This window comes from Deltaproteobacteria bacterium (assembly GCA_009930495.1).
Classification (GTDB): Bacteria; Desulfobacterota; Desulfovibrionia; order Desulfovibrionales; family Desulfomicrobiaceae; genus Desulfomicrobium.
This window is the reverse complement of record RZYB01000207.1, coordinates 1-3,982: the sequence shown is the minus strand read 5'-3', so window position 1 is coordinate 3,982 and position 3,982 is coordinate 1. Positions and strand designations below refer to the sequence as shown.

The window sequence follows — 3,982 nt, the reverse complement described above, 5'->3', positions numbered from 1 at the left end:
CCTGCCCACCATGACCAACCAGACCGCCCCGCTCTACACCCCCGCCGAATGGTTGACCGCCCGCACTGCAACAGTGCGGTAGCTCTTCGGACGCTTACAACGGAAGTCGCACCCCAAAGTATCGTGCGCATCGGCACCGCAATATTCGGGATCGGGGACGCTGACCGGCTGGTTATTCTTTGATCAGCCAGCAAGGGTTGACGAAATTCGAGTTGAAATGGTTCCGGCCGTGGATAACGAAGCAACTGCCATAACAAGCAAGAAATCAACTCTCAGTTGGGAATGAAACTGAGCCAAGTGGATCGCGGTTGTCTTGCATGGACGATTGTCCGGTTACCGTTTAACGCCAACCATCAGGATGCGATGGCTTGCCTGATTGTACGGGGAGAAATCGACGTTGCCATAGATGTTGTCGATTTCGAGCCCTGCGGCCTGAAACATTTTCTCGAACTCGCGGCGAGAATACAGGCGATGATCGATTTGGCATGTCTGGGTGGCCCCATTTTTAGCCCTTGTGAACGTGCTCCTGAAGCGCTTGGCTTGATCGTCCCAAATGATTTGCTTGCGAATGACGCCGTCTTCAAAGACGGCGTTGTTGGCTTTTGCGTATTTTCGCAGATAGGCGGCGCGGTTGTTTTGGGTAATGAGAAGCCGTCCGCCCGGTTTCAGTGCGCGGGCGAACAGGCGCAGGGTCTCCAGGTTTTCTTTTTCGGAAAAGTATCCAAAGCTATTGAACCAGTTGCAGACGGCGCCATATCGACCGACTTCGGAAAGGCTGCGCATGTCTTCGCGCCGGAATACGCCGGGAAGCCCTTCTTTCATGAATCGTCTTTTTGCCTTATGGATGAACAGCGGCTGCTGATCGATGCCCGTCACTGTGCACCCGCGCCGGGCCAACTGGATGGCCATTTGGCCATCGCCGCAGGGAATGTCGAGAACGGGCGTCCCCTTGCGGAGCTTCAGGGCCTGCCAGACGAAGTCCACGTGGTGCAGCAAAACGTGGTTTGGGCCAAACCAGCAGTCTGCGAAAAAGTCATGAAACCATTGTTTGGTTTTTGGGTTAGCCATAACGCGAATGATACTAAGGAACCCTGAATGAGAAAGCAACCTGGCGGGTCTTTTGGGGGGCGTATCTGCGATTAGGTGCAAGATTTCAGCCTGAATGCTGGACAACGAACGGGCCCTGTATGTAGTCCACGCTTTAGCGTGCGGCTGTCTTTTCGCCCTATAACATGGGACGATGCACAGAATCGCAGATGCCCCCAATCTTCAGGAGGTGAGCACCCACGGGAGAAGAAACAATCCCAGCGCCTTCTTCTGCCGTGTCCGGCCTCCGTGCGCCATACGCGCCAGACGGCTACCGCCATCACGGTGCAGGGGACCGTTCAGACCAGTCCGAAGACCCAACCCGGCGGGGTCCGCGCGGCCTTGGCCAGTCCGGCGCACCAGCCATCGGCAGAAACGAAGACCACCTAACCGGAGACGCAGGTCCGTGTCAGCGGCGCGACAACCTCCCAAACGGTTTACCGATTGTCTTGGCTGGACGATGAAGGGTGGTGGGACTGGCGTAGCGCTCGGACAATGAATGACGGATGGAGTTCCGGCGTTAATAATCCTCGTCGTTGTACCACGGGCGATTGCCCCGGATAGGGCGTTGACCCGGCACGGGGCTGCCTGTCGCTTCGTCGATGGGTCTGCCCCACGGGTCCGTGGGGCTCGAGGTGGCGGAATCCAAAGCAGCTCCGGCGAGCACGGCCCCGCATACAATCGTCGTCATGCCGACGGCGTCCAGCGTGACGGTGATGGGGGTGGCGAGCGCACGAAGAGTGTAATCGCCCAGCTTGTGCAATTGGCTTTTCGGGATGTAGATGTCGCCGGTGGCTTCGTGGTAGCGGTATTCCACTCCCCGGGCAGCCAGATCGTTGGTGCCGACGGCGGTATTATCGGCCTTGACCCATTGGTCTGGATCGGTGGCATCCCAAAGCGCCGGGGTGGCGCATGAAACCATCAGGGCAGCTAGGCAACCCCCAATGGCCGGCCTCATCAAGGTTTTTGACTTCATGCCATCTCCCGTCCGCATGTTCTTTTCCATATGCCCATAATGTAGACAAACGCCATGCCATCCTCAACAGAATGTCAAAGTGGAATGTCAATATCATGAATACACGACAGGCTTGGCATTTTGAGCGGAAGTCAATATCGTGCTACATCATGATAATAACCAAACCGTTTTGCGTGTCTTTAGTCTGTACGTGGCCGCTGTGTTTCAATGCGCTCACGGCTCTGGCGTTTCCCAACAACGATCTCAATCTCTTTCCGGCGGATGCACGGCCGGTTCCCATAGCCGTTCACGAGTTTCCGGCCGGTATCCGTGAGATGGAAGATGAAGCGACCGGAGTGGAATCCATGGTTTTTCGGGATCGGGTCGATGGCCAGAACGTCGTGTTGCGGCTGCGCAATACGGGCGCCGAGATGTTGTCGGCTGAACTGCAGATCGACGGGGTGGTCCGTGCTTCCCGGCTGCCCGGGACGACGGCCGGCCGTTGGTTCATCGGCGTGGAATCCGCCGATTTGAACATGGATGGAATCATGGATTTCATGATCACGCAATGGAACGGGGGCTGCGGCCGGGCGGCCGGCGGGCAGCAAATCGCGTTTCTCCTGTCCGTCGGAGAAGGGTATCGGTCGGCCATGATCGCAACGGCCTATGCCCACCCGGAGAATTACGTGACGCTGGACGGCAAGCCCTGCTTCATCCACACCGCCGACGAAGGACTGGCCGGGTGCCGGGATGGATTCGGCCATGATTTCTATGTTCACAATATCCTGGCCTTTGCCGGTGGCGAAGTCCGGCTGGACAACGCCCTCCATCCGGGGTTTCCGGTAATTCAATGGGACCAGAACGCAATCGATCACAACAACGATCCCAGGGCTTTTGAGTGGAAAGAACCGTTGGGAGCCGAAACGGCATTGTTGAGCGATGAGCAGAAGCAGCAGCTGCTTTCGGCCGTTCAGGCGGAAATATTCCTTAACCCGGGGCCGTAAACGGGTGAATGCTCCCGGATCGTGGATCTATCGTTTGAAGGTCGAATAGGCGGAGGCCCTTGGATCGAAAGGCGGAAGCAGATGGCGGAATGTTTCTCAACTGGAATCGTGCGGAAAAACGTCCCGCCCCCGGATGGTCCGGTTCAATCCAGCGCGAAGACGGCAATATGAAGCCGTGCGGCGGATGGCTTGCCTGGATTCCGGCCGTGGGCTTGTGCGCCGGGGCTATGCAAGTCCGGCCGGTGGTTGCCGCGGATGCGGTTGTAATGCACTCCGCGATTGCCCTCACGCCGGAACAAGTCGAGGCCTTGACGGTGCCCCCGGAGCGGGCCGACCGGGTTGAACCCGTGAAGAAAGGGGTGAGCGGGTTGTCGGTCAACGCCGGGTCGCGCTACGAGGCGCTGGCCTTTTATCATGCCGTTTATGGGGCGTCCGAAGGGTTCCTGGACCGCATGGGTTGGAACGGCGACACGGCGAACTGCCTAGCGGGGAGCGTCGCGCCGGCTTACCACGACGACGTCTTGCGGCGCATCAACTATTTCCGGGCGATGGCGGGGTTGAACGCGGATATCGCGTTCAATCCGACAAAGAACGCTAAGTGCCAAAAGGCGGCGTTGGTCATGTCCCGCAACAACAGCCTGTCCCACACGCCTCCGAGCAATTGGTTTTGCTGGAGCCAAGACGCCTACGATGCGGCCAGTTCGGCCAATCTGTCGTGGGGGTCGTACGACTACACCGGCCCGCTGGCCATCGATGGCCAAGTCCAGGATTCCGGCGCGAACAATTTGCCGGTGGGCCATCGCCGTTGGCTGCTGTATTCCCGTGCGCGGGAGATGGGCAACGGCGGCGTGCGCCAGCAGGGGGGCTACGGCGGTTCCGCCGCGATCTGGGTGATCGGCGATTTCAATCCAGCGCCGTCGCCGCCGCGAACGGTGGC

The 3,982-nt window shown here is 58.8% G+C and carries 4 protein-coding genes; 2 read left to right on the top strand and 2 right to left on the bottom strand.

What is annotated here, in order from left to right:
- Positions 1-333 precede the first annotated feature (333 nt).
- Both EOL86_12545 and EOL86_12540 read right to left on the bottom strand, forming a co-directional pair.
- On the bottom strand, positions 334-1,068 hold the full coding sequence (locus tag EOL86_12545; GenBank protein ID NCD26404.1) for a class I SAM-dependent methyltransferase: 735 nt from the start codon (positions 1,066-1,068) through the stop codon (positions 334-336).
- Positions 1,069-1,606: 538 nt separating this feature from the next.
- Entirely contained in the window at positions 1,607-2,062 is a 456-nt protein-coding gene (locus tag EOL86_12540) for a hypothetical protein (GenBank protein NCD26403.1), read from the bottom strand.
- Between the two features lie 344 nt (positions 2,063-2,406).
- Between EOL86_12540 and EOL86_12535 the strand changes: the two genes are divergently transcribed.
- On the top strand, positions 2,407-3,045 hold the full coding sequence (locus EOL86_12535; GenBank protein NCD26402.1) for a hypothetical protein: 639 nt from the start codon (positions 2,407-2,409) through the stop codon (positions 3,043-3,045).
- Between the two features lie 89 nt (positions 3,046-3,134).
- Positions 3,135-3,982, top strand: an 848-nt coding sequence (locus tag EOL86_12530) for a CAP domain-containing protein (GenBank protein ID NCD26401.1), incomplete at its 3' end; no start/stop codon positions are given.